Raw genomic sequence first — 24117 nt, 5'->3', positions numbered from 1 at the left:
TAGCTAACCCCTACCGAGAATAACCAGCTCCAGCCGAACCTACCACTCCACCATTCCCGCCGAGCCTTACCACTCCACCATTCCCGCCAAGCCTAACCACTCCGTCATTCCGGCCGAGCCTAAGCGAGAGCCGGAATCGAACCACCACAACCGCCCTTCTAAAAAAGCAATAAACTAATTTAATTCAGTAAAGTGTTTAGACGGTGACATGTATTTTCCTAAAACGGCAGCAATAACAATATGATCAGGCTTTCTAATATAATAAATAACATGGTTCTTTAGCGGGAAACGATAATAATGTTCCCCCAATTCAGTGACAGCTATACCCATTTGTTCATTATTGGCCAATAGCGCCATACACTGCTTTAATTCACTGAAATAATTTACCCACTGAGTCAGTCCCCAATGCTTTAATGTATAACGACGAATTTCGATGAAATCGGCCTGAGCCGCAGACGAAATTTTATACTTCGCCATTAATCAAATTTTCCGTTATCTAAATCGTTCATAAACTTATCACCATCAATAGTATTGCCAGCGGTAATATCATTCTCTGCTTGTTCAAAACGAGATTTAATCATCATCATTTTAAGATTTTCTAATTGTTCAAATTCCTCACAAGACATGACAACAGCCACGGGTGAACCATTTTTACTAATCTGAATAGGTTCACGTTGCACCTTGAGTAATAAGTCACCAAATTTTGTTTTAGCGATATTTGCAGTAAGTGATTGCATATGTTTCTCCTTTTCGGCCTATTATAGACGAATCGAACGATTCGAACAAAATAAATGCGATTTCAAAAGTTGAATAGAAAAATCTCAAGTCACCTCTGTCACTCTCAAATTTTTCCTTAGCCGAACATCCTGTCATCCCTACCGAACCTAAGCGAGAGCCGGAATCTACTTACAATCCAACATTACAGATCAAAGTATAAATCTGTAAAGTTAGGATTCACTTTTTGAATAAGCTCATTCTTCCACTCCCTTTTCCATTTTTTTAATTGCTTCTCTCTTACAATTGCTAATTCCATATTGCTATATTGTTCATAATAAACGAGAAGAACCGTATTATATCGACGAGAAAAACCATCAACTTGTTTGTTTTTATGCTGCCAAACCCTTTGCTTTAACTGGCTAGTGACACCAATATATAAAGAACGATGATTTAAAGAAGAGAGAATATAAACACAGGGCTGTTTATTCATTAAATTATCCCAGTATAAATTAGGGAATAATATCAATTATTAAGTATGAGAATTGGTTGAAAATAGATACGATCATTCCTAGCTACTCTATCATTTTCGTCGAGCCTAACACCCGTCATTCCGGCCGAGCCTACCACTCCACCATTCCCGCCGAGCCTTACCACCCGTCATTCCGGCCGAGCCTAAGCGAGAGCCGGAATCTAATCACCACAATCACTACACTTAAATAAAACAACAAATTCATTAAAATTAATAATGTATCGAAGATCGCTTTAACTAGATCCCTGATGTCGCCTAGGCTCCTCGGGATGACGACAATTTACCCTCATCATTCCAACTATGCATAATCCACACTATTTCAGCCTAACTAACCCCTACCGAGAATAACCAGCTCCAGCCAAGCCTACCACTCCGTCATTCCTGCCGAACCTACCACTCCGTCATTCCGCCAAGCCTTACCACCCGTCATTCCGGCCGAGCCTAAGCGAGAGCCGGAATCTAATCACCACAATCACTACACTTAAATAAAACAACAAATTCATTAAAATTAATAATGTATCGAAGATCGCTTTAACTAGATCCCTGATGTCGCCTAGACTCCTCGGGATGACGACAATTTACCATCATCTCTGTCGAGCCTAACCACTCCGTCATTCCGGCCGAGCCTAAGCGAGAGCCGGAATCTAATCACCACAACCACTACACTAAAAGAAAGCAACAAACTCATAAAAACCAATAACATATCTAAGATCGCTTTAACTAGATCCCTGATGTCGCCTAGGCTCCTCGGGATGACGACAACTTACCATCATCATCTCTGTCGAGCCTACCACTCCGTCATTCCGGCCGAGCCTAAGCGAGAGCCGGAATCTAATCACCACAACCACTACACTAAAAGAAAGCAATAAACTCATTAAAATCAATAATATATCCAAGATCGCTTTAACTAGATCCCTGATGTCGCCTAGGCTCCTCGGGATGACGGCAATTTACCCTCATCATTCCAACTGTGCATAATCCACACTATTTCAGCCTAACTACCCCCTACCGAGAATAACCAGCTCCAGCCGAACCTACCACTCCACCATTCCCGTCAAGCCTACCACTCCGTCATTCCGGCCGAGCCTAAGCGAGAGCCGGAATCTAATCACCACAACCACTACACTAAAAGAAAGTACAAACTCATTAAAATCAATAATATATCCAAGATCGCTTTAACTAGATCCCTGATGTCGCCTAGGCTCCTCGGGATGACAACGATTTACCTTCATCATCCCAACGGTGCAAAGTTATTGAACTTTATTGAGATCAACAATGAGCTTTTTACTTTGTTTAACCGGTTTTCCCTTTTGCAGAGTATCGGTGTTTGTCAAACTAGTTGTCGCGATCACTACGTTATGCACTCTCAGCCTTGACACTATTTTGTTCAGGGTTTAAGTACACTTCTTTTGGTAAATCCCAATTACGGATATTACCGCTCCAGCGCTCAGGGTGAGCATCTTTAGCACCTTGATAAACTTCTTTTCTATTAGCCAATATGTCACCCGCTAATCCTGAATGCCTTTGATGTGGGCTGACGTATTTGATGCCACTATGTTTGTGGTTAAAATTATACCAGTGGCTAAATTTCAACACCCAACTACGCGCCTCATCAATTGTTGAAAACCCTTTATACGGATAGTCAGGGCGATATTTACACGTTTTAAATATCGACTCAGCATAAGCATTATCATTGCTCACCCTAGGACGATTAAAAGACGACACGACACCTAAACTATAAAGTGTTTCAAGCATTGATGAGCCTTTCATTGGGCTTCCATTATCCGAATGCAGTACCAGAGGATTATCTTTAACTCCTTCTTTTAAATGAGCTTTCTTAATTAATATTGATGCATTTTCTGCTGATTCGTCATCATGAATTTCCCATCCAACAATCTTTCGACTAAATATATCGAGTATCAAATATAAATAAAAATGCAGCCCTTTAGCGGGGCCTGGTAACCAAGTAATATCCCAACACCACACTTGGTTTGGCCCTGTAGCACAGTGTGTCGTCGGTACTTTTCTCTCTTTTATCTGACTACGTCCGCGAGCGTTTTGCTGTTTTTCTTCATGAAGAACACGATAATATGTTGATTCAGAAGCAAGATAAATACCCTCATCTGCTAATGTAGGGACGATTTGGCTTGGTGGTAAGCTCTTAAAATCATCGCTATTAACGATGGCTAATATGTTATCTCTCTCTGCTTTTGATAGCTTATTTTTTGGCTCAGGGCGCTGAGATATTGGTCTACCATCTGTTTTTATGTTCCCGTCAACAGTCCAACGTTGATACGTCCGGACACTGATCCCAAGTTCACGGCAAGCTTTAAACTTTGGCGCACCAGAACTCACAGCTTCATTAACTAGTTTAACTGCTTGAATGCGAGCTGAGTCGAGGATCATTCGTCCTCGGCTTCCCCCCAGATCGCATTTGCTTTTTTTCTTAACACCAATAGTGCTGCGGTTTCAGCGAGTGCCTTATCTTTTCGACGTAGCTCCTTTTCTAATTGATTGATCTGTTTTTTATCTTTCTTTGTTTCGGTGGAGAAGGCTTTTTCTTGCTCTTTAACGTTAGCGTTTGCATCTATACACGCATTTCGCCAAGCCGATACTTGTTCCACATAAAGACCTTTGCCTCGACAATATTCCGCTAACTCAGCTTGATTTAAAGAGGCTGTTTCCAACACGACTGAGAATTTATTTGCTGATGACCACTGCTCAGCATTCTTTCCATCACCTGGCACTAAATGCCCCTTATCAATTGCTTGTTTTCGCCAATTATACAAGGTTGATTCACCAATCCCCATCTCGATTGATAATTGGGCTATTGCTATATTATTTGGAGGCATCATCTTCTGAAGAGCCGACTCTTTGCTTTGCGCTGAATAATGTTTCATTGTTACTCCACGCCCTCTGTTTAATGGTTGAATATTAAGCGCGACAACTAGTCTGACAGAGAGGGGTATCCACTTGCTTCAATGCTTGAGACACATCGCCTTCATTTCTTAATACGGTATAGGTCACATCAAAATGCTTACTTTCTCCGGCTTTAATGGTTGGAACCAAACCCAGTGGGCGTTGAAACTTAGTGTTATAAGCATAACTGGTTCCGGGTTCAATACCGGTGACATACCCTTGCTTCTCTGTATCGGTGTTTTTCCATAAAGTCAGCACAGGTAACTGCTTAACATTATAGCCAACCGCAACCCCTTTATTTGCCGAACGGTTATGAAGCACCACTAAGCTATTGCCCTTTTCATCACCAATCGGTTTAAGGTTAAACACCATTTCATCGAAATCTTTAGTCGGCCCTAAATACATTTGCCAGCTTTCTAACCCTGCTTGAGCGTAATCATTAAAAGGTGAGACCTCACTCGCCGCAGCCGTCACTTTCGCCCCTTCTTCTAAAATTGGTCGCCCAAAATTAGAGTGATAAATAATTTGGTATTCATCATCGTAGCTAGCATGGTTAGTGAGTGTGTCATGCAATGAAAACGAATGCTCCCCAGGAATAATCTCTAATTTGGTACGAGTCGTCAGTTCTGCCTTTTTGAAGGTACGTTCTGAAACATCACCTTCAATAGTAATTTTATGCGGTGGAGTATCATCAATCGTCACTTTCACATTAGAAGCCGGTGTATTTTGCACTCGGCCGTGTAAGCTTAATAACTGCCCGTTCTCATCAACACCAGGATGCCCCGTCCACTCATAACCACAACGGACTAACATTTCATTAAACCCATCAAGCCAGCCGAGCCCATTACGGCTTTCTAAATCAATGAACATAGGGTTAACCACTTCTTTAACTGGAGAATCCCAACCTAAAATTCGTTCACCATCTCTTTCGACATGAAGAATACCCATGCCACGAGTGGGAACCAAAGTCACTGTTAATTCACCGTTATTCACAATGATGACATCAACACCAAGCTGCTTACCTCCATGCAGGCGGCGCTTCTCAACAGAAAAATGATCATCACTTTTCAGGCCAAGAGATGAATTGCTCACTTGCCAATCCCCCACATCGGTACCTTTTGCAGAGTCCGTTAATACAAACTCAGCCGCTTGAATATTCATGGCAGCTAACCCAAGTACAACCGCAGAAAATGTTTGTTTTAATTTCATAATATTTCCTTATGTCTTTTTATCACGTAAAGCTGAAACGATTCAGCAAAAAGCGTATACCTGTATAAATAACCTTCAATGTGGATGAGAAGGCATTGTGATCGTTATCTCGACATAAAAGAAAATTAAGATGAATTTTGATTGCTGAATCAAGTTCAGCAGATTCTGAATTTTTACACATAAAAAAAGGTAACTATTCACCCAGGAGCTATTGACAGCAAATTTATGTGACTGAGTTAACTTGATCCCACATTCAACTTGAGTGATCTTTTTGTGGTGGCAATCTGGAGGTATGAATAAGAAAACATTACCTCCACCGCCAGATTTCGATTCGCCTGAAGAGGCGAAAGATATCATCCACTTTTTATGGAATAAGTTGGCTGAGCTTGAAGATAGGCTAAACCAAAATAGTCGCAACTCTTCTGTGCCATCATCTCAACAACCCCTGCATAATAAAGCTAAAAATACTTCGCCGAATCGGAAGAAATCTGGAAAAAAGCAAGGAGCTCAACCAGGTCATAAAGGCCATCGCCGACTGCTTCACCCTGTTGAAGACAGTGCCTCGGTTGAGCAATACTTACCGAATAAGATATGCCACTGCGGTGGGTGTGTTATTCCAAATAGAAAACCTTATAAACGACACCAAATCTTTGACTTGCCAGATATCTCATACACGCTTGTTGAACATCAAATTTTTAAAGGCGAGTGCTCATGGTGTGGTGATAAGCATCAAGCGGAGCTTCCAGAGTCTGTGCCCGATGTTCAAATGGGGTCAAATCTACATAGTTTTATCGCAATCCAGGCGACGCAGCACCACCAAAGCATAGGTAAAATACAATCTATGTTGAAAGACGTCTTCCAGCTTAACTTCTCAACAGGTGCAATATCAGCGGCGCAAGGACGAGTCACTGAATACTTAGCCGATACTCATACTCAAATTCATGAAACAGTCAAAGCATCTAAACTGATTATGGCTGATGAGACTTCGCATCAGCGCAATAATGATAAACGCTGGATGTGGGCCGCACTCAGCAATAACGTAGCCTTTTTCCAAATTAACAGTGGAAGAAACCAACATGCTGCCAAACGACTACTTGGTGAAGCGGTTTCACACCTTTTAGTGACTGACCAATATTCTGCCTACAAATATATCGACGAATCTAAGCGCCAATTATGCTGGGCTCACATATTAAGGAACGTCATCGCTATCGAGGAAAGCGTTTGTCCTGAAAACCAAAAAATCGGAGAAAAACTCGCTTTAATCGCTCATAGCGTATTCAGGTGTCATCACCGATATATCGAAGAAAAAATTACCGAAAGCCAATATTACCGCCGACTCAGGCGATTACGAAAGAGCTGGCTTCATTGGCTCAAATTGGGTAGTTATCAATGCTCAAAACGATATCGAGGTAGATGTCGAAACCTCATCGCTGATGATGCCATGGTCTGGCGGTTTATGGACGACTCCGAGTGCCCGTTAACAAACAACGCAGCGGAGCGAGTTCTCCGTAATTACATACTGATGAGGAAGTGTTGTTACGTGACTCGCTCATATCGAGGCGACCAGTTCCGCGAACGAATGTTCTCGCTGATAGAAACAGCCAAACTTCAGCAGGTCTCTGCTTATAAATGGCTGCGTGAAATCGTCGAACATCACATGTTGAGAGTTGATTATCAGTAACTATTCACCCAGGAGCTATTGACAGCAAATTTATGTGACTGAGTTAACTTGATCCCACATTCAACTTGAGTGATCTTTTTGTGGTGGCAATCTGGAGGTATGAATAAGAAAACATTACCTCCACCGCCAGATTTCGATTCGCCTGAAGAGGCGAAAGACATCATCCACTTTTTATGGAATAAGCTGGCAGAGCTTGAAGACCGACTAAATCAAAATAGTCGAAACTCTTCTGTGCCATCATCTCAACAACCCCTGCATAATAAAGCTAAGAATACTTCGCCAAATCGGAAGAAATCTGGAAAAAAGCAAGGAGCTCAACCAGGTCATAAAGGCCATCGCCGACTGCTTCATCCTATTGAAGAGAGCGCCTCGGTTGAGCAATATTTACCGAATAAGATATGCCACTGCGGTGGGTGTGTTATTCCAAATCGAAAACCTTATAAACGACACCAAATCTTTGACTTGCCAGATATCTCATACACGCTTGTTGAACATCAAATTTTTAAAGGCGAGTGCTCAAGTGCTCATGGTGTGGTGATAAGCATCAAGCGGAGCTTCCAGAGTCTGTGCCCGATGTTCAAATGGGGTCAAATCTACATAGCTTTATCGCAATCCAGGCGACGCAGCACCACCAAAGCATAGGTAAAATACAATCTATGTTGAAAGACGTCTTCCAGCTTAACTTCTCAACAGGTGCAATATCAGCGGCGCAAGGACGAGTCACTGAATACTTAGCCGATACTCATACTCAAATTCATGAAACAGTCAAAGCATCTAAACTGATTATGGCTGATGAGACTTCGCATCAGCGCAATAATGATAAACGCTGGATGTGGGCCGCACTCAGCAATGACGTAGCCTTTTTCTAAATTAACAGTGGAAGAAACCAACATGCTGCCAAACGACTACTTGGTGAAGCGGTTTCACACCTTTTAGTGACTGACCAATATTCTGCCTACAAATATATCGACGAATCTAAGCGCCAATTATGCTGGGCTCACATATTAAGGAACGTCATCGCTATCGAGGAAAGCGTTTGTCCTGAAAACCAAAAAATCGGAGAAAAACTCGCTTTAATCGCTCATAGCGTATTCAGGTGTCATCACCGATATATCGAAGAAAAAATTACCGAAAGCCAATATTACCGCCGACTCAGGCGATTACGAAAGAGCTGGCTTCATTGGCTCAAATTGGGTAGTTATCAATGCTCAAAACGATATCGAGGTAGATGTCGAAACCTCATCGCTGATGATGCCATGGTCTGGCGGTTTATGGACGACTCCGAGTGCCCGTTAACAAACAACGCAGCGGAGCGAGTTCTCCGTAATTACATACTGATGAGGAAGTGTTGTTACGTGACTCGCTCATATCGAGGCGACCCGTTCCGCGAACGAATGTTCTCGCTGATAGAAACAGCCAAACTTCAGCAGGTCTCTGCTTATAAATGGCTACGTGAAATCGTCGAACATCACATGTTGAAAGTTGATTATCAGGCGCCAGTATTTTTAGCGTAAACCGTCGTCAATAGCTCGTGGGTGAATAGTTACGATTATCAGGCGCCAGTATTTTTTAGCGTAAACCGTCGTCAATAGCTCGTGGGTGAATAGTTACACTAAAAGGTGTGAAACCGCTTCACCAAGTAGTCGTTTGGCAGCATGTTGGTTTCTTCCACTGTTAATTTGGAAAAAGGCTACGTTATTGCTGAGTGCGGCCCACATCCAGCGTTTATCATTATTGCGCTGATGCGAAGTCTCATCAGCCATAATCAGTTTAGATGCTTTGACTGTTTCATGAATTTGAGTATGAGTATCGGCTAAGTATTCAGTGACTCGTCCTTGCGCCGCTGATATTGCACCTGTTGAGAAGTTAAGCTGGAAGACGTCTTTCAACATAGATTGTATTTTACCTATGCTTTGGTGGTGCTGCGTCGCCTGGATTGCGATAAAACTATGTAGATTTGGCCCCATTTGAACATCGGGCACAGACTCTGGAAGCTCCGCTTGATGCTTATCACCACACCATGAGCACTCGCCTTTAAAAATTTGATGTTCAACAAGCGTGTATGAGATATCTGGCAAGTCAAAGATTTGGTGTCGTTTATAAGGTTTTCTATTTGGAATAACACACCCACCGCAGTGGCATATCTTATTCGGTAAGTATTGCTCAACCGAGGCACTGTCTTCAACAGGGTGAAGCAGTCGGCGATGGCCTTTATGACCTGGTTGAGCTCCTTGCTTTTTTCCAGATTTCTTCCGATTCGGCGAAGTATTTTTAGCTTTATTATGCAGGGGTTGTTGAGATGATGGCACAGAAGAGTTGCGACTATTTTGGTTTAGCCTATCTTCAAGCTCAGCCAACTTATTCCATAAAAAGTGGATGATATCTTTCGCCTCTTCAGGCGAATCGAAATCTGGCGGTGGAGGTAATGTTTTCTTATTCATACCTCCAGATTGCCACCACAAAAAGATCACTCAAGTTGAATGTGGGATCAAGTTAACTCAGTCACATAAATTTGCTGTCAATAGCTCCTGGGTGAATAGTTACGATTACGGTTACAGAAAATAAACCAAGATTCACTGAAAGGATCCATATCTAGGATATCGGCGACAATAATCGATAATCCATCTATGGATTTTCTCATATCGGTGCTCCCAGAGACTAAATACACTTTTCCTGTCGGTATCATTGCAGTGCATCAATCCACGTTTGAATTTGGGACTTGGATAGATTGCAGGGTAATTCAATCCGTAGGCCATTTTGTAAAGTAACGGTAACGGATTGATGACTGTCGTCATCAATCACAATAGCTTGGGCTATTTGTTTTTCAGAGGGTGTTTCATTGAGCCGCTTTGACCAATAATAAAATGTTTGATAACTGATAGCTTGTTGATGACAAAAATCTTTAATCGAAAGTTGGCTCTGCTTGTGTTGTTCGATAATAAGCGCCCATTTCTGGCGTTTTACTGATTGATTCATAGCACCTCCGTTGAAAAAGATACTATGCCCAAGCATTAAAATTATTGATATGTGGGGTTTACTGCGCGCTTACGTATAAATAACCTTCAATGTGAATGAGAAGGCATTGTGATCGTTATCTCGACATAAAAGAAAATTAAGATGAATTTTGATTGCTGAATCAAGTTCAGCAGATTCTGAATTTTTACACATAAAAAAAGAGCCTCAATACTGTAAAAAATATTGAGGCTCTATTATGAAATTTATTACTTTATAAATTAAAAAGAATAAGAAAACTATAAATCAATGAAAAGATTACTTTTGTAAAACCTCATCAATTGCATCAAGATATTTTTGTATAACAATCTTTTCATCAAATTCACGTTCGATCTTCAGGCGACTTTGGCGTCCCATCTCTAAACGTTCTTCATGTGTCATAGTGATCATCAGCTCAAGCTTTTCAGCTAAACTTTCTGTACTGCGTAATGCACATAAATAACCATTCACACCATCATCAACGGTTTCTCGACAGCCCACATTATCAGTGGTTACAATCGGTTTTCCCATTGCGCCCGCTTCAAGTAACGACTTAGGCACACCTTCACGATAATAAGAAGGCAATACCATACAATCAACTTTAGCGATGTCTTGTTCCACACAATCCGATACACCAAGATAATTAACGATTCCCTCATCAACCCAAGCTTGCATTTCAGATTTAGTTACAGCAGATGGATTATTCACACCTACAAAACCAAGCAGTTGAAACTCAACCTTATCGCCGTACTTTGCTTTGAGTGCTCTCGCCGCTTCCACATAATGACCAATGCCTTTATCGTAAAGCATACGGGCAATAAGTAAGAAGCGAACAACACCGTCATCATTGGCGGGTTGAAGGGTAAAGCGAGTTAGATCAACACCAGAACCAGGAAGCCTATCGGTAATAGATTCATCCGCGAGGTTATTATCTAGGAATAACTTTCTATCATCTTCATTTTGAAAGAAGATTTTATCTGCTTTTCGTTGGCTGACTTTATACAAGAAACGAGCTAATTTAGCGGTAAGTGACTCATTAATAAATACCATTCCTAAACCAGCAATATTATTAATGACCTTCACTTTGCAAAGCTTCGCCGCCAACGTGCTATAGATATTATTCTTCGGGGTAAAATTAAGCACAACAGAGGGCTTAATCTTTGAGTAAATTTTAAAGAAATCAATAAAGGTTTTAATATCCTTTACTGGATTCGTTCCTCCTTGATCGATATCGACATGGATAAAGGTGGCACCTAGTTGCTCAATTTTTTCTGAATATTCATCTTTAGGCGCAATAGCTGTAACTTGATAGCCTTTTTCAATTAAAGATAAAATTGTATTTTTTCTGAAGTTGTAAACATACCAACTTGTATTAGACGTTATAGCTATTTTTTTCACAAAATAAATCCCATAAAATGTAAATTAATCATATAGAATTAATAAGAATCATGTTTATTTCTATTAGCAAAACCTCGAAGATAATAAGCTAAAGTTCTATACACTAAAAAATAAACAGGTAATATTAAGTATTCGATATTCCAATCAAAAATAAAAATAATGCCCAAGACAAGGAAAGAAATAAAGGTATAATATTTAACTCGAAAAAAGTCAGGGTCTTTTACAAGATTTTTAATAAAATTAAAGTTATACTTTTTCTTACAACTATGTTCAATTGTTCGACATAAAGGAAAGCATAATAAAACTATAAAAAAAGCAGGTAACGATTTGAAAAATACAATAGGACCAATATATCTTTCTGAGACTAATAAAAAATACGTGAATACATTAAGTCTACTTCTTAGCGAATTATGAAAATAATAAGTTAACAAAATAGCAGATATCACAACTAACAAGTAAAAATCATTATAAAAAATAAAGATAGATATGGCGATTGCATAAGAAAGTAGAATCCGAATCACCACATGACAGTGGAAATTATTATAAACCGCCCCCTCCCATCCACCGGCCCTTAAAGTAGGGTTTTTTTCTTTTTTAGTCGTAACAAAATCATTATACAAATAACCCACTTCATACACAGAAACAATAGAAAAAAGATAGAGTAGGAAATAAACGAAACTTAATTCAAACAAATAAACAAAAAGAAACAAAAATAACGGATAAATAACAAACCAACTAAGTCTTTCTGATTTGGTCAAAATTCGACTTTTAAATGTATAAGATAATGGTAAATAATCAAACATACAAAAACCTCACATTATTACTGTCAAAGTTAATATCACCCTTAGATTTATTCTTTTTTAAAATACAATAATATATTTCAACTAATTTAGAACATGGTAAATCATCAATATTATCAGAATAAAAAATGTAATTATTATACTTATGATTTAAAACCTCATTCTTATTACCTTTCAAATCATAATTAAAATCACCAGAAAACCGCTCATTAATAAATTTTAATTTAGAACTATAGGATTTAACATTAAGTTTTAAAGACAGGTTGTCTATGATAGGATTTATAGATGCAGAAATCAGAAATACTTCAAACTCTAAAGGTTTTGAAACAAAAAAATCAAACTCTTTAAACACTTCCTCTATTTTATTATTTTTTAAAATATAATCCACATAATCACTACCAATATTAAACAAATCATCATGTGATTCATTTAATATTGTTCTGAAAAACATTTTTCTTAATGAAACCTTTAAAATTCGATTAATGATCTTCCCAACAATCCCTTTCAGTATTAAACATAAGAGAGTTTTTAAATGATTATTTTTCTTTTTATGAAAAAATAAAATAAAATCAAATGTTGTATTTACATCAAATAATGTCCCACATACATCAAAATATACTTTCTTTTTCACATCCATATTCAACCCCGAGAAACTCTTAAATTAAACAATTTGTAAAGAAAAAAAACAAACAATATTAACCATATATACTTTAGTTTAAAAAGCATCCAATAATAGAAACTAAGGAAATTACATGTAATTAATATTGCAAAAATAAAATACCAGATGAAATTATTTTTCTTACATGCAAACCTATAAACAACAGAAATTAGTATAATAAACACCATATAACCAAAGCCAGAAAACACACCTAAAATACGATAAAATGCTAAAATAGAAGTATACATATTGTATTTATAATTCAGCAAAAAACCTTCAGTATTTATAATTATATTTTGAACATAATCAGGCTTAGGTAATTTAGCAGGAAAAAGTAAAGAGTAGCCTCCATCGAATAGATTTTGATAACCAAACTTTTCAATTGTAAATGCCAGATTATAATAATTAGGCATAATATAATTAATAATAGCCTGATACCAAGTAACACCATCCCCAGTCCCTCGAGCATAGGTGAAAAATAAATATAAAAAACACAAACCAAAAATAAATATATATAAAAAATTCTTTATTTTAACTTCTTTAGACAAAAGATAATAAAATATAACTGTAGGAAAAAACGCATCAAATACAGTAAATTTAATACCATGAAAGAATGGCATTATGACAGAAATAGAAAACAAAACAAAACCAAACTTAACTTTAACTTTCTTTATATAGGTTAAATAAAAATAACATGGTATTGTTATAACATGCAAAAAATATAAATAATTTATTACACTATTACTACCAAATTCACTTTCATAATCTCTTATATACACCATATTTGAAGTCAATATATCAATGACATTACTTAAATTAGACAAAAAAGCCAAGATTGATAATAGTGAACAGCAATAAAAAATATTAACTATATATTTAACATCATATCTATTTAAATCATTTTCCTTTATAACCTCAATATTATTTCCAGCAATTATTTTATTAGAAAGAATAAGTGCAACCATCACACATAACATCAATATTATGTATGTATAGACATATTCATTAGGAAAGCCAGACAAACTGCCGTATAAAAATAAATATTTTGGAGCTCCTTCTAAAGAAGGAAAAGAAAGTGCCATAAAAAAAAACAGAGGCATTGTCGATAAACTAATTATTTTTCTTTTGCTATTATCGATATAAATACAAGTAATACAAAATAAAATGAAAAATAAAATTAACATTAAATTCATTAAAAACATTAACTTATCAAACCTTATATATTTTAAAAACCAACAAATGAATCATAACCATTCTATAATTTTCTTTATAATCAATTTAGGTGTAAAAAATGAGCTAATATTAAATTTAAAATTTCCATTTAAAAAGTCAATTCTATTGATATTTTTTAAACAACCTAATTTACTTATGTTTTGTTTATGCTTATAAAAAAAACTTTCATAAGCTTCAATATTTTTAATGCTTTTAGTTATACGATACCCATCATGGCTGATATCCATCACATAAGTACAACTATTCAAACGCACAGCAACTTTATACTTTAACATCATTCTAAACCACATGTCATGGTCCTGTAATCTTTTTAAATTTTCATCAAACAATCCTGATTCTTTAATTTTTGACACAGTTGTAAATATTTGATTTCCTGCTTTATTCTCATACTCTAAAGATTTAACACTTAATTTACATTTAGAATAAAAACGCTTTTTCTTTATCCCATTATTTATAATCCAATAATTATCACAAACAAAGGCGTATTTATCATTATATTTATTTATAAATAATTCTATTCTATGTGGTAAAAAATAATCGTCATCATCTAAACCTGTATAATAGTATCCCATAGATGCATTTATACCTAAATTTCTACAATAATTTGCACCTTTATTTTCTTTATTAATTATTACTCTAATTTTAGGGGATATCCTATTTAGTTCAGTAAGAATATTTATAGTTTCTTTATCCTTTGAATTATCATCCACAATGATAATCTCTAAATTCTTATATGTTTGATTTAAAACGCTATTAACCGCTCTTTTTAATAGAGGCCCACGATTATAGCTGGTTATAACAACAGATACAATTTTCATAACAACCTTATAATTAAACATATCATATATAAATTTTACAAACTCATTCTATCATTAGTAGAATATATTATTTATCTCGATAATGCTTACCCGAAATATATGCATCCATAAATTTTAAATAATTCATTTTAACTTTCACCCTAAAGATGCTCTTAATAAATACTGATAATGTAATTCTTATTATGATATCTATTTGCATTTTCTTATTATTATAATATCTTAAAGTCAATCCTTGATCATAAGCACGCTCAATGAATCTAAATGAAGTTACTTCTTCATTTTCGACTTCCAACCTAGAAAGGTTATGATTAAATCCATGAATAAATTTAATTCCATCATTTTTCATTACATTATTAAATCTATAAAAAAATGTAGTATCCACTCCATATAAATAAAACCTTTCATCGAATACAGTATCATACTCATTTTTAATTGATTTTATTATATCAGAACCAAGAACAATTCCACTTCCAATTGCAATTACACTATCATTACTCTTTAATGGAGTATCTATAGATAATAAAGGCTTTCTATTTATAGTAGGACTTCTTGGCTTTCCTTGAGAAAATATATGTGGAATACCCAATTCACTAGACTTTATAGAAAAAGCATCATCTAAGTATGATTCCGTAATACTTGAATCATGATCGAGTATCATGTATTTTTGAGAAGAGTTAGAATCTAAGAAATCATTATATATAATAGCTAATGATTCATTATGTAATGTTTCTTTAATCTCAACATTCAATCCACTGTCTAGCAAAAAAGATACGTCAATACTTTTGAGTTTATGTGGACCATTATTCCAAATGGTTAAATGTGCATTTTTAAATTTTCTTTTAATTATAGAATTTAATGTTACTGACTGTGATATATTACAATCATATAAAACAACTAAAATAGCAACCTCATACATTATCTAAATACTCATTTATCAAAATTAATTACTTTAATAATTTCTTCAAAGTTATTTTTCACTAACTCTAAGTTCTTAACTCTATTTTCTTCTAATCGATATTGAATATTATCACTATTGTTATTAAGTATAACGTCTGAAATTTCATCAATTGAATAACATCTATTAAAAGGAGTAATAGACCAATCATTTAAAAATGCATCTAATTTTTTTATCTTTTTATTTAATCCATAATGAGGTACAGAGTATGACATTGCAATTATTGCACCATGCAAACTTGTACCAATATCAGATTTTATTTTTTATAACATTAAAGAGTTTACAAAGAAAACTAACAGTCAACCCTTTAATACTATTACTTTTTATTATTTGAAAAATAATTGATATTGCAGCATCATTTGCCAACGTTATATCATTATTTTCCTTATAAAAATAATTCAATTCTATCAATTTAGATATATTTGAGTAGTCTTTAAAGTCATTATTTGCTTGACTCCATACCCCCTGAGAAGTAACTCTATATGCACAGCAAACCTTATTATCTATATACGCATATCCTTTATAAGATAGCAAAATTTGTAGCATTGAATCCATATTGATTATTTTTGAAAACCTTTGTGGATATGGTAAAACATCATTTTTTCTAAACATAACGGATAAAGTTAAAAAAATAAATTTTTCATTCATTCTCTTTTTATTGTAGATACCTGGTTCAATTTTAAACTTATTTTGTTTTGAATCAGATATCAAATTTCCATTTTCATCAATTATTTTCGTATCAAAAACATGCATAGAACAATCATGATTACTTGCCAGGTATTGATACTGTTCTTGAATTTTACTATTAGATGTCCAAAAGTCATCACCTTCACAAATACAAATATACTCACCCTGAGCATTATTTAGCAAATTCAATATTGGCCTAGATGGTTCTATCGAATATTGATTTACTTTATTTTCAATAATTCTAATTAGTTTAGGATATTTTTCTTGATACTTATTGATAATTTTTAATGTATTATCCGTGGATTTATCATCATGGATGATAATTTCAAATTTATACTCTGTAATTTGAGAAAGAAAAGATTCTATTGTTTCAGAGATAAATTCTTCTTGGTTATAAGCTGGGCAGATACAGCTTACATATATACGATCTGTATATTTCCAATGAGCCATTATACTTTCTTCAGTCAGATTGGCTATTATTTGGTTCGACAATTTAAACCTCTAATCATATCAACAGAAAAACAAGGTATGCCTAAACTATCAGATACATCTTTTCTCTCAGAAAATGAATCATCAATAAAGATAGAATTGGCATTTAATATATAATTTGATTTTTTATCACCATTAGTTATATGTATTATTTCATCAAACAATGCATAAAGTCGTAATTCTTTTAATTTTTTATTTAAATCACCGCTATGGCGGGTAATTAATGTTATTTTTTTATGATTATTCAATTCATTATATAGAAAAGACACTAACTCACTATTTACCTTATCTTCAAAAATTAAGCAATCATCAAAATCAGTATAAATATGATCAAATTTCAAATCTACTTGAAATTGAAATGCTAAATTTCTAAATAGTTTAACTTTAAAATTCTGTTGTAATACTGAGACTGGTATATTATTTGATATTAAAATAGATAGCTCAGAAAAGTTTATTCCTACAAACCTATTCGTAATCATTGATCCAGCAATTCTTGTTGCGACCTCTAATAAACAAAGATCTCCATTTTTATCTTCTTTAACTTGAAAAAACCAAGCACCTCTAAGATTTAGTTTTTTATTTATACTATATGCAAATGTAAAGAATTGTTCATTATCATCAACCAATTCAGTTTCTACAGCAATACCATTCCTCGTAGATCGTCTTAGTCTTGCTCCAGCAAAGATGAGTTCACCAAATGAATCTGTAACACAATCAACAGTATATTCATTTCCTGGCAAATACTCACATAAGATATCACTATCTGTGACTAAATCTAAATCTTTAATATTTTCTATTTTCTTTACACCGACACTACCTTGACCAGTATCAGGCTTTGAAAATAAAGGAAACTCTAAATCTTGAGATCGAAAGTCATAGATCATCGGCACTCTAATTATATCTTTCAATAATTGATATGTTTTTCTTTTTGAACGACATATTTCATTGGTTTTATAGCAAGAAGATACAACTTTAGCATTTAATTGATGTTGATTTTTTGTAAGCTTTAAAGAGGCATCATCATGTGCTGGAAATATATGTGTTATATTATTTAATTTACAAATTTCAATTATTGATGGTATAAAATTATTATCATTAATATATGGGATCCCAATTGTAATATTTTCTTTGTCTATCTCAGTATAAGAATCAACACTATTGGCTCCATAAACGTTAATATTTTTAACGCCTACAAGTGATCGTACAATTTCATGGGCAACCTCTGTGCCACTTGGTATTACTAGAATGTTCATCTTCTTACCTATTAACAATATTATCAAAGTACTTTGAGCGTTTTTCTTTCAACTTATTTTTATTACTCAAATAAATATCCAAATCATATATTTTATTTTGTCTTTCACAAAAAGAATCGTATTCCGATTTTATTAAATAATATACATCATCTAAACTGGATTTAATAAAATCATTATAATTAATGTTTTCGCTTCCAAATGCATTATCTAAAAAACCCGCATTCTTATTATAATAGTATCTATAATCCCCTACAGGTTTTATGACATTAATAATTGGTGTTTTATTAGCTACCGATAATACCATAGCATGATATCTATTGCATATAACTAGCTTTGCATTTTTAATCATATCAATAGCATCATTGAGTTTTAAATAATCATTCATTTCATAGAATACAAAGTTTTTATTAGCTATATTTTTTCTAAGAAACTCTTCCGTTTTTTTATTTATATCAAATGGCATAAAAACCACTGTAATATTTTTTTCTTCAAAATAACTGACTATATTTCTAAGAGATTCCAAATTTTTAGAGAACATGGATATAGAATCATATAACTCTATAATTATATAATTATATAATCACCATAACATTTAGATTTATTAGAATTAAGTAGATTGTCATGAATTAAATATAAATCATCTGGTAGTTTCTCATATTTATAAACTCCAATATCAGATAAATATAATGGTGAAAGCTTCTCATCTCTACAACCAAAATATGCACCTTTTGCTTCAGAAAATATCATAGAGTAAAAACTAGAGCTATCATCAAAAGGGCCATAACCATTAGCTGTAAATACAATCTTTTTCTTAAGGTAAGAAGCAAAAATGATTGGTATAATGATTTTGAATAAATCATCACTCCTTTTCCAGTTATACCAAAGATCATTAAAGTACCCACCACCAGATACAACCAAAACATCACTTTCAATTATTTTATTTTTTATCTCATCAAAGTTCTCACATCGATTAATGATCTCTAAAGGTGTAGGGTACTTTTTACGATCTAATGATAATATTTGTCTTCTTAATTTTTTAACTTTATCTAAAATACTTGGTTTTTTCTGTTCCTTTTGCTTTAGATCTACATCCACGAAATCTAAATTAAAATCTGATAAAAAATCTTGTTTTAAAGATTTAACAAAATCACTATTATAAGAAAATACCGTATATTCATGCTCAGATGACAAATCATAAATATTATTAATAAACATTCCATAATCCCCTAAATTCTTATCTGCTAGAGGTCCGGTTATTGCTATCTTCATATATCGCCTTTAATAAAATCAATAATTTTTTTAATATTTTCATCATTTAATTTTTGATGAATAGGAATGCATATCACTGCATTAGAAACACTTGTTGCTAAAGGATACATTTCTCTTACATCTTGATAAGGTTTAAAGTCTGTAATTAATGGATAAAAGTACTTTCTTGCTAAAATATTATTCTCTTTTAATTCATTAAATAATTGATCTCGTGATTTTCCATACTCTTTTTCATCAATTACGATAGGAAAGTATGAATAATTGAGTTCTACATTACTTTCAGGCTTAAGTACTCGAATGCCTTTAATTTGTGAAAGATTCTCTTCATAGTATTTGGCAATTTTCTTTCTTTTATCAATTGCCGCATCTATATGACCTAATATTGCTAGCCCAAATGCTGCTTGGACTTCATTGAGTTTTGCATTCATTCCACATAAAGACATTTCCGTTTCTGATTCAAAACCAAAATTCTTTAATCGATCTAACTTTTCTTTCATTTCCAAGGTATGGCAAACAACCGCCCCCCCTTCAATAGTCGAATAAGCTTTAGTTGCATGAAAGCTCAGCATCGATAACTCACCCATGTTCAATATTGAGCTATTATTTTGCTTAACACCAAAGGCGTGAGCAGCATCGTAAACAACTTTTAGATTATGCTTTTTAGCTATGGTTTGAATGGCTTCATCATCACATGGATTTCCGTATACATGTACGGGTAAGATTGCGCAGGTTTTATCAGTTATTGCCGCTTCAATCTTTTTCGGGTCGAGATTAAATGTGTCTGGATCGATATCAACAAAAACTGGGGTTAAGTTCGCCCACTTAATGGCGTGTGCAGTCGCGACAAAGCTATAAGGTGTTGTAATCACCTCTCCTTCCAACTCCAGTGCTTGCAAAGCAGTAATTAGGGCTAATGTTCCATTAGAAAATAAACTAATGTATGGAACCCCTAAGTATTTACACAGCTCGTGTTCTAACAGTTGATGATAATGACCACTATTTGTTAGCCATTTCCTAGACCAAATATCTTCCAAATAAGGGGTTAATTCATTGAGTGGTGGAAGAAGTGGAGACGTTACCGTTATTTTATCCATGCTTTAAGCCAACTTTTTGAGAAAAATTACCGAAATAATACGTTGATAGAGATCTTGTTGTAGTAACCGAATACTCAGTACATAACTGACTATTGCTATTGTCACTACGGTTACGATAGTGATGATATCGTGATTTGGATTTATTTGATTCGCTACCCACCAGCCCAGAAGGCAACAGATAGCACTTAACGCCCAGATTGGCATCAATGCTTTACATTGTTTCATTTGAGATAATGCGGTTAAGCGCCCAGTATAAAAGGTATTTAGCCCAAGCCCTAAATACGACTGAATTATCATTCCTATACATATTGCTTTTATACCCAATGGGATTGTAATTAGTAACGTTATTGAAATAATGACCTTTTTAATAATCTCTAACTTTAAAAATAAATCAGAACGCCCCTTAACTTGCAATAAATTCAAATTGATTGCATGAATGGGGTACAGTAAAAAACCTACAGATAAAATACTCACTAAGGCTGCTGCTTGCTGCCAGCTATCCCCTAATACAACATTAATAAGCGGTTGAGCAATAACGGCTAGGCCAAACATTAGAGGAAATATAACAACCGCAGATAACCTTAAGGTTAGTAGATAGGCCTCTTCTAATTTATCGTCACTATGTTGCAGTTGACTCATCATAGGGTAAGTCACCCTTTGAATAATGGTGGTCATTGTCATTGCAGGCATACTAGATAATTGATTCGCTTGCGTAAACTGCCCGACTTCAACGGCTGTAAACTGTTTACCGATCACTATTTGATAAATATTTTTGAAAATTGTATCAAGTAAGCCTGATAGCAACAATTTAGAACCGAAGCCAAATAAATTCCTAAATGACTCCATAGAAAAGGAGCGCTTAGGTAACCAAGGGTGAATAACATTTAAGATTAATGTATTACAGGCTGCCATGCTTAGGGTTTGAGCGACGAGAGCCCATACACCGTAGCCATTGGTTGCTAAAAAGATAGCAACAAATGAACTAATACCAACACTTGCTAAGGAAGCCTTTGCTTGGGTTTTAAAATCCATTTCAATGGTTAATTTCGCTCTTTGAACCAAAGATAATGAATTTATAAAGACGGTAAGGCCAAGCACTCGCGTTAAATCAATAAGCGCCGATTGCTGATAAAAATCTGCAATGTAAGGTGCGCCAATAAATAATGCTGCGTAACACACTAAAGATACAGCAATATTGAAGTAAAACGCGGTAGAAAAGTCGGATTCTGTTCGATCTGTCTTACGAATTAACGCCGAACTAAAACCACTATCAACAAATACTTGGCACACGGCAATAAAGAGCGCCAGCATACCTATCAAACCAAAGGCATGAGGCCCTAGCATCCTTGCTAAGACCAACATGATAATAAGCTGGATAGCTTGTGTGGCTAGCCGCTCAATCGCACTCCATTTTAAGCCGGATGTGGTTTTCTTTTGAAGATCAGACATCTTATGCTTTTAGTAATTCTGATAGGTATTGACCATAGCTATTTTTCGCCATTAATTTTGCTCGTTCTTCAAGAGATGCGCGACTTAACCAACCTTGGTTAAACGCAATTTCTTCTAAGCAGGCAATTTTGTAACCTTGACGTTTTTCAATTGTTTCTACAAATTGAGCCGCTTCAAGTAAACTTTCGTGTGTGCCTGTGTCTAGCCATGCGTAGCCACGCCCTAACATTTCTACATTTAGTTTACCTTGCTTTAAATACATTTCATTTAAAGTAGTAATTTCAAGTTCACCACGTTCACTTGGTTTTACTTGTTTAGCGAGTTCAACTACTCGGCTATCATAAAAATATAAACCCGTGACCGCATAGTGGCTTTTAGGGTTAGTGGGTTTTTCTTCAATAGAAATCGCTCTATGTTGCTCATCAAACTCCACAACACCAAAACGCTCAGGATCTTTTACTTGATACCCAAAAACGGTCGCCCCATGACCAGACTCAGCATTCTCAACAGCGTGTTTCAGTTTTGGTGAAAGACTTTGCCCCCAAAAGATATTATCTCCTAGTACCAAGCAAACATTATCATCACCAATGAAGTCTTCACCAATAATAAAGGCTTGAGCTAATCCATCTGGGGATGGCTGAATTGCATACTCGAGCTTAATTCCAAATTGGCTTCCATCGCCGAGTAAGCGCTCAAAGCCAGTTTTATCTTCTGGTGTAGTAATGACTAAAATTTCACGAATGCCCGCTAGCATTAAAATAGAAATAGGGTAATAAATCATAGGTTTGTCGTAGACAGGTAACAGCTGTTTTGATACACCCATCGTAATAGGATAAAGGCGAGTACCTGACCCACCCGCTAATACAATCCCTTTCATTATTTATCACCTTTTTGTGTTGCTTCAATTGTCCCTAATCTCTCACGTTGATAAGAGCCATCTTGTACATTTTGACACCAAACTTGGTTATCGAGATACCATTGAACGGTTTTACGAAGGCCCGTTTCAAAGCTCTCAACAGGTGTCCAATTAAGCTCTTTACTCATTTTTGTTGAGTCGATAGCGTAGCGACGATCATGCCCTGGTCTATCGGTTACGTAAGTGATTTGCTCGGCATATTTTCTTTCTACTGGCACTAGTTCATCCAAAATAGAACAAATCGTTTGCACAACTTCGATATTTTGTTTTTCATTATGGCCACCGATATTGTAAGTTTCGCCCACCTTACCCTCGGTTACGACTTTATAGAGTGCACGTGCATGGTCTTCAACGTATAACCAATCACGAATCTGATCTCCCTTGCCATAAATCGGTAATGGCTTGCCCTCTAAAGCATTTAGAATCACTAATGGAATAAGTTTTTCAGGAAAATGATACGGCCCATAGTTATTTGAGCAGTTGGTCACAATGGTTGGGAAACCGTAAGTGCGTAACCAAGCGCGAACCAAGTGATCACTTGAGGCTTTTGATGCTGAATAAGGGCTACTCGGGGCATATGATGTTTCTTCAGTAAATAATGGAAGTTCACCTTCTTGTTCATCTGGATGAGGTAGGTCACCATAAACTTCATCGGTAGAAATATGATGAAAACGAAAACGTTGCTGAAGCTCATTATCTAAGCCATTCCAATATTCACGTGCCGCTTCCAATAAAGTGTAAGTGCCAACGATATTGGTTTCGATAAATGCAGCCGGTCCTGTAATAGAGCGATCGACATGAGATTCAGCGGCAAGATGCATAACCGCATCAGGCTGATGTGTCTTAAATACTCGATCTAATTCTGAGCGGTTACAAATATCCACTTGCTCAAACACATAACGCTCATCATTTTCAACCGATGATAGAGACTCAAGATTACCTGCGTAGGTCAGTTTATCGACATTAATTACGCTATCTTGTGTATTTTCGATAATATTACGAATAACAGCAGAACCTATAAAACCTGCGCCACCTGTTACTAAAATTTTCAT

24 protein-coding genes and 1 pseudogene are annotated in these 24117 nt (G+C 35.3%); 2 read left to right on the top strand and 23 right to left on the bottom strand.

The genetic code is table 11. From position 1 onward, the window contains the following. Window positions 1-174 precede the first annotated feature (174 nt). From VCASEI_RS01470 to VCASEI_RS01450, 5 genes are all read right to left on the bottom strand, one after another. Window positions 175-477 carry a type II toxin-antitoxin system RelE/ParE family toxin gene (locus VCASEI_RS01470; RefSeq protein ID WP_086963372.1) on the bottom strand — a complete coding sequence of 101 codons (303 nt, stop codon included), beginning with the start codon at window positions 475-477 and terminating at the stop codon, window positions 175-177. Then, complete coding sequence (locus tag VCASEI_RS01465; RefSeq protein WP_086963374.1) at window positions 477-737, bottom strand: type II toxin-antitoxin system Phd/YefM family antitoxin; 261 nt, start codon at window positions 735-737, stop codon at window positions 477-479. Before VCASEI_RS01465 ends, VCASEI_RS01470 begins: the two co-directional genes overlap by 1 nt. Window positions 738-919: 182 nt before the next feature. Next, window positions 920-1207 carry a GIY-YIG nuclease family protein gene (locus tag VCASEI_RS01460; protein ID WP_086963376.1) on the bottom strand — a complete coding sequence of 96 codons (288 nt, stop codon included), beginning with the start codon at window positions 1205-1207 and terminating at the stop codon, window positions 920-922. Window positions 1208-2602: 1395 nt separating this feature from the next. Then, window positions 2603-4146 (bottom strand): IS3 family transposase gene (locus VCASEI_RS01455; RefSeq protein WP_110957763.1). Its coding sequence is split into 2 segments (ribosomal slippage): window positions 2603-3681 and window positions 3681-4146, totalling 1545 coding nucleotides; the frame shifts between segments, so codons are not numbered across the junction. 34 nt (window positions 4147-4180) lie between these two features. Next, window positions 4181-5374, bottom strand: coding sequence for an aldose 1-epimerase family protein (locus VCASEI_RS01450; protein ID WP_110957762.1), 1194 nt, complete (start codon window positions 5372-5374; stop codon window positions 4181-4183). 292 nt (window positions 5375-5666) lie between these two features. Between VCASEI_RS01450 and tnpC (VCASEI_RS01445) the strand changes: the two genes are divergently transcribed. Both tnpC (VCASEI_RS01445) and tnpC (VCASEI_RS01440) read left to right on the top strand, forming a co-directional pair. Then, a complete protein-coding gene (gene tnpC / locus VCASEI_RS01445; protein WP_110957761.1) occupies window positions 5667-7055 on the top strand; it encodes an IS66 family transposase in 1389 nt (462 codons plus the stop codon). A gap of 99 nt (window positions 7056-7154) precedes the next feature. Next, a pseudogene (tnpC, locus tag VCASEI_RS01440) lies at window positions 7155-8569 on the top strand (IS66 family transposase). Between the two features lie 93 nt (window positions 8570-8662). On the opposite strand, the gene VCASEI_RS01435 reads toward tnpC (VCASEI_RS01440), so the two are convergent. The 18 genes from VCASEI_RS01435 to rfbB form a co-directional block, all read right to left on the bottom strand. After that, the gene (locus VCASEI_RS01435; RefSeq protein ID WP_238321378.1) at window positions 8663-9496 is read right to left on the bottom strand and encodes an IS66 family transposase; all 834 of its coding nucleotides are present in this window, start codon (window positions 9494-9496) and stop codon (window positions 8663-8665) included. A 77-nt stretch (window positions 9497-9573) separates the two neighbouring features. Then, complete coding sequence (gene tnpB, locus VCASEI_RS19845) at window positions 9574-9741, bottom strand: IS66 family insertion sequence element accessory protein TnpB (protein WP_089110540.1); 168 nt, start codon at window positions 9739-9741, stop codon at window positions 9574-9576. After that, window positions 9738-10031 carry an IS66 family insertion sequence element accessory protein TnpA gene (gene tnpA, locus VCASEI_RS01425; protein WP_086960553.1) on the bottom strand — a complete coding sequence of 98 codons (294 nt, stop codon included), beginning with the start codon at window positions 10029-10031 and terminating at the stop codon, window positions 9738-9740. Before tnpA ends, tnpB begins: the two co-directional genes overlap by 4 nt. A gap of 294 nt (window positions 10032-10325) precedes the next feature. Further along, complete coding sequence (locus VCASEI_RS01420; RefSeq protein ID WP_089110539.1) at window positions 10326-11444, bottom strand: glycosyltransferase family 4 protein; 1119 nt, start codon at window positions 11442-11444, stop codon at window positions 10326-10328. A gap of 38 nt (window positions 11445-11482) precedes the next feature. Next, window positions 11483-12247 (bottom strand): hypothetical protein, encoded by a 765-nt coding sequence (locus VCASEI_RS01415; protein WP_089110538.1) that lies wholly within the window; start codon window positions 12245-12247, stop codon window positions 11483-11485. Then, window positions 12240-12881, bottom strand: a complete 642-nt coding sequence (locus tag VCASEI_RS01410; protein ID WP_089110537.1) for a hypothetical protein — start codon at window positions 12879-12881, stop codon at window positions 12240-12242. The genes VCASEI_RS01415 and VCASEI_RS01410 overlap by 8 nt, the downstream gene beginning before the upstream one ends. Window positions 12882-12883: 2 nt before the next feature. Next, the gene (locus VCASEI_RS01405) at window positions 12884-14104 is read right to left on the bottom strand and encodes an O-antigen polymerase (RefSeq protein ID WP_089110536.1); all 1221 of its coding nucleotides are present in this window, start codon (window positions 14102-14104) and stop codon (window positions 12884-12886) included. 42 nt (window positions 14105-14146) lie between these two features. Then, a complete protein-coding gene (locus VCASEI_RS01400; protein WP_162621001.1) occupies window positions 14147-14953 on the bottom strand; it encodes a glycosyltransferase in 807 nt (268 codons plus the stop codon). Window positions 14954-15020: 67 nt separating this feature from the next. After that, window positions 15021-15869 (bottom strand): hypothetical protein, encoded by an 849-nt coding sequence (locus tag VCASEI_RS01395; protein ID WP_089110534.1) that lies wholly within the window; start codon window positions 15867-15869, stop codon window positions 15021-15023. Window positions 15870-15880: 11 nt separating this feature from the next. Next, a complete protein-coding gene (locus VCASEI_RS01390) occupies window positions 15881-16123 on the bottom strand; it encodes a hypothetical protein (RefSeq protein ID WP_162621000.1) in 243 nt (80 codons plus the stop codon). A 34-nt stretch (window positions 16124-16157) separates the two neighbouring features. Beyond that, entirely contained in the window at window positions 16158-17045 is an 888-nt protein-coding gene (locus VCASEI_RS01385; protein WP_089110532.1) for a glycosyltransferase, read from the bottom strand. A 26-nt stretch (window positions 17046-17071) separates the two neighbouring features. Then, a complete protein-coding gene (locus tag VCASEI_RS01380) occupies window positions 17072-18337 on the bottom strand; it encodes an ATP-grasp domain-containing protein (protein ID WP_089110531.1) in 1266 nt (421 codons plus the stop codon). Window positions 18338-18341: 4 nt separating this feature from the next. Beyond that, window positions 18342-18875: a polysaccharide pyruvyl transferase family protein gene (locus VCASEI_RS19735; RefSeq protein WP_089110530.1), complete on the bottom strand. Its 534-nt coding sequence runs from the start codon at window positions 18873-18875 to the stop codon at window positions 18342-18344. 26 nt (window positions 18876-18901) lie between these two features. Next, a complete protein-coding gene (locus tag VCASEI_RS19730; protein WP_089110529.1) occupies window positions 18902-19606 on the bottom strand; it encodes a polysaccharide pyruvyl transferase family protein in 705 nt (234 codons plus the stop codon). Then, window positions 19603-20700 (bottom strand): DegT/DnrJ/EryC1/StrS family aminotransferase, encoded by a 1098-nt coding sequence (locus VCASEI_RS01365; protein ID WP_089110528.1) that lies wholly within the window; start codon window positions 20698-20700, stop codon window positions 19603-19605. The genes VCASEI_RS19730 and VCASEI_RS01365 overlap by 4 nt, the downstream gene beginning before the upstream one ends. A 3-nt stretch (window positions 20701-20703) precedes the next feature. Then, a complete protein-coding gene (locus VCASEI_RS01360) occupies window positions 20704-22149 on the bottom strand; it encodes a lipopolysaccharide biosynthesis protein (RefSeq protein ID WP_089110527.1) in 1446 nt (481 codons plus the stop codon). 1 nt (window position 22150) lies between these two features. Beyond that, window positions 22151-23026 carry a glucose-1-phosphate thymidylyltransferase RfbA gene (gene rfbA / locus VCASEI_RS01355; protein WP_089110526.1) on the bottom strand — a complete coding sequence of 292 codons (876 nt, stop codon included), beginning with the start codon at window positions 23024-23026 and terminating at the stop codon, window positions 22151-22153. Next, a complete protein-coding gene (rfbB, locus tag VCASEI_RS01350; protein WP_089110525.1) occupies window positions 23026-24117 on the bottom strand; it encodes a dTDP-glucose 4,6-dehydratase in 1092 nt (363 codons plus the stop codon). The genes rfbA and rfbB overlap by 1 nt, the downstream gene beginning before the upstream one ends.

The sequence above is a fragment of the Vibrio casei genome (assembly GCF_002218025.2).
GTDB lineage: Bacteria > Pseudomonadota > Gammaproteobacteria > Enterobacterales > Vibrionaceae > Vibrio > Vibrio casei.
The sequence above is the reverse complement of the archived record's forward strand: the minus strand, read 5'-3'. Positions and strand labels throughout refer to the sequence as shown.

Coding starts and splice junctions, on each gene's coding strand:
- VCASEI_RS01470 (WP_086963372.1), bottom strand. CDS start 477: ATGGCGAAGTATAAAATTTCGTCTGCGGCTCAGGCCGATTTCATCGAA.
- VCASEI_RS01465 (WP_086963374.1), bottom strand. CDS start 737: ATGCAATCACTTACTGCAAATATCGCTAAAACAAAATTTGGTGACTTA.
- VCASEI_RS01460 (WP_086963376.1), bottom strand. CDS start 1,207: ATGAATAAACAGCCCTGTGTTTATATTCTCTCTTCTTTAAATCATCGT.
- VCASEI_RS01450 (WP_110957762.1), bottom strand. CDS start 5,374: ATGAAATTAAAACAAACATTTTCTGCGGTTGTACTTGGGTTAGCTGCC.
- tnpC (WP_110957761.1), top strand. CDS start 5,667: ATGAATAAGAAAACATTACCTCCACCGCCAGATTTCGATTCGCCTGAA.
- VCASEI_RS01435 (WP_238321378.1), bottom strand. CDS start 9,496: ATGAATAAGAAAACATTACCTCCACCGCCAGATTTCGATTCGCCTGAA.
- tnpB (WP_089110540.1), bottom strand. CDS start 9,741: ATGATACCGACAGGAAAAGTGTATTTAGTCTCTGGGAGCACCGATATG.
- tnpA (WP_086960553.1), bottom strand. CDS start 10,031: ATGAATCAATCAGTAAAACGCCAGAAATGGGCGCTTATTATCGAACAA.
- VCASEI_RS01415 (WP_089110538.1), bottom strand. CDS start 12,247: ATGTTTGATTATTTACCATTATCTTATACATTTAAAAGTCGAATTTTG.
- VCASEI_RS01410 (WP_089110537.1), bottom strand. CDS start 12,881: ATGGATGTGAAAAAGAAAGTATATTTTGATGTATGTGGGACATTATTT.
- VCASEI_RS01405 (WP_089110536.1), bottom strand. CDS start 14,104: ATGTTTTTAATGAATTTAATGTTAATTTTATTTTTCATTTTATTTTGT.
- VCASEI_RS01400 (WP_162621001.1), bottom strand. CDS start 14,953: ATGAAAATTGTATCTGTTGTTATAACCAGCTATAATCGTGGGCCTCTA.
- VCASEI_RS01395 (WP_089110534.1), bottom strand. CDS start 15,869: ATGTATGAGGTTGCTATTTTAGTTGTTTTATATGATTGTAATATATCA.
- VCASEI_RS01390 (WP_162621000.1), bottom strand. CDS start 16,123: ATGTCATACTCTGTACCTCATTATGGATTAAATAAAAAGATAAAAAAA.
- VCASEI_RS01385 (WP_089110532.1), bottom strand. CDS start 17,045: ATGGCTCATTGGAAATATACAGATCGTATATATGTAAGCTGTATCTGC.
- VCASEI_RS01380 (WP_089110531.1), bottom strand. CDS start 18,337: ATGAACATTCTAGTAATACCAAGTGGCACAGAGGTTGCCCATGAAATT.
- VCASEI_RS19735 (WP_089110530.1), bottom strand. CDS start 18,875: ATGTTCTCTAAAAATTTGGAATCTCTTAGAAATATAGTCAGTTATTTT.
- VCASEI_RS19730 (WP_089110529.1), bottom strand. CDS start 19,606: ATGAAGATAGCAATAACCGGACCTCTAGCAGATAAGAATTTAGGGGAT.
- VCASEI_RS01365 (WP_089110528.1), bottom strand. CDS start 20,700: ATGGATAAAATAACGGTAACGTCTCCACTTCTTCCACCACTCAATGAA.
- VCASEI_RS01360 (WP_089110527.1), bottom strand. CDS start 22,149: ATGTCTGATCTTCAAAAGAAAACCACATCCGGCTTAAAATGGAGTGCG.
- rfbA (WP_089110526.1), bottom strand. CDS start 23,026: ATGAAAGGGATTGTATTAGCGGGTGGGTCAGGTACTCGCCTTTATCCT.
- rfbB (WP_089110525.1), bottom strand. CDS start 24,117: ATGAAAATTTTAGTAACAGGTGGCGCAGGTTTTATAGGTTCTGCTGTT.